Origin of the sequence: methanotrophic endosymbiont of Bathymodiolus puteoserpentis (Logatchev) (assembly GCF_900128525.1) — a bacterium.
Classification (GTDB): Bacteria; Pseudomonadota; Gammaproteobacteria; order Methylococcales; family Methylomonadaceae; genus Methyloprofundus.
Window position 1 is genome coordinate 1 of the sequence record NZ_FQTQ01000054.1, and the last position, 1,496, is coordinate 1,496.

The 1,496-nt window shown below is 39.3% G+C and carries 2 protein-coding genes; both read left to right on the forward strand.

The window, feature by feature from the left end; all coding sequences use genetic code 11:
- The first annotated feature begins 379 nt into the window (after positions 1–379).
- Positions 380–622, forward strand: coding sequence for a hypothetical protein (locus BQ7314_RS03435; RefSeq protein WP_174482315.1), 243 nt, complete (start codon positions 380–382; stop codon positions 620–622).
- On the forward strand, positions 619–1,266 hold the full coding sequence (locus BQ7314_RS03440) for a P-loop NTPase family protein (RefSeq protein WP_174482316.1): 648 nt from the start codon (positions 619–621) through the stop codon (positions 1,264–1,266). The genes BQ7314_RS03435 and BQ7314_RS03440 overlap by 4 nt, the downstream gene beginning before the upstream one ends.
- Positions 1,267–1,496: the final 230 nt, after the last annotated feature.

Below are 1,496 nucleotides of genomic sequence, written 5' to 3' on the forward strand. Positions count from 1 at the left end.
TGTTTTAAGTACATTGATGAACTTAACCACCTCTGTCTCTAGATTTATTTCAAGGTCGTTATCATTCGTTGAGTGTGTAATTGACATCTGTTTGTCGATTAAAATAATGATATTTTATCGCATATGTCAATATATTTTTTTATGAGAAAGCCGTGCCCTACCCTATTGAGCCGCCTTTTTAGGCGGTTTTTTCGTAGCCCTTGCCCTACCCTTGGCAATCTCCACAAGTTCACTTTGTAGCTTGGCAAAATATGAGCATACTTTCATACTATCTTACTTTTATTGTTGCATTGATACTATATAGGTGTATAGTATGTAAATCATAAGGTATGAAAGTAAGATCATACTTTCATATAGTCATACTTTAAGGGTTTGTGTAATGAAAAAACCAGAATTAAAAGATTTAGGCGGGCTTGTGCCGGATGATGATTTTTCACAAACAGCACAGATTGAAAGCAACAAGGCGCAAAAGGTGCTTAAAAAAACATATTCGCTACAACAAAGGGACTTAGACTATATCAACGCGCAAGCCGTTATGATGTCACAGGAGGCGGGAAAGTCTGTTAGTGCAAGCGAGGCTCTAAGATACATCATCCAAAGAGACAGGAGCGCAAGAGTATGAAAGGTATAGCGGTTGTGGGAACAAGGGGCGGCGTGGGGAAAACGTCTATTTGTCATCTTCTGGCCTTGGGTGCAGCATGGAAGAATATCCCCGCTTATTTAATGCACACGGACAACAGAGAGCCTATAAGCGTCAATGGTAGAGCTTACACTTTTTATGATGCGCGAAAGCCTGAAACGCTATCTACTCTAATGGGTGCGGCAATGAACAATGATGGATTATGTATCGTTGACAGCGGCGGCAACCGCCCCAAATTCGATAAATGGATAGCGGAAAGTGTAGACCTTGTTTTAATGCCTATTACACCAGACCCAGAAAGCGTTGATATGGCATTATTGCACATGCAACAATTAGAGGAATACGGGGCTAAAAATGTAAGGTTTCTACTAAATATGGTATCAAGTAATAAAAATGAGCAAGCGCGGGATTTTAGGAAATATTTTTATAAGATTCCAGAGGATAAAATTATAGGTAAACTTAAAAAAGTTGCAGCCGTTAAGCGGTTGCGGGAAAGTGATACAGAACCATTTAAAACCCCGCCTAGCAATGTCAATAATCTTTCAAGGACGCTTTATTTTATGGTGAAATCAGCACTTGAAAATATTGAGGAAAGCGAAGAAAAAGAACAAAGTATGAAGGTGTGAACATACTTTCATACCCTCATACTTTTAACGGTTCAATTTGAACCATTGACCCGAAAACGGGCTAACTTAAAAGGGTTTAAAATATGGCAGAATTAAACAAGGGGCGGCGGTAGGTTCTGTCGCAAGAACTAGTGAAAGCGAAGAGCGCCTTGTCTGGTTCTGTCGCATTAATGGGTAAATTCTGAGATAATTCCCCCTTATTTCCCAATGTACATAAAATAAAATCATGA

Excerpts from the sequence above, each read along its gene's own strand:
- BQ7314_RS03435 (WP_174482315.1), top strand. The coding sequence starts at position 380 with ATGAAAAAACCAGAATTAAAAGATTTAGGCGGGCTTGTGCCGGATGAT.
- BQ7314_RS03440 (WP_174482316.1), top strand. The coding sequence starts at position 619 with ATGAAAGGTATAGCGGTTGTGGGAACAAGGGGCGGCGTGGGGAAAACG.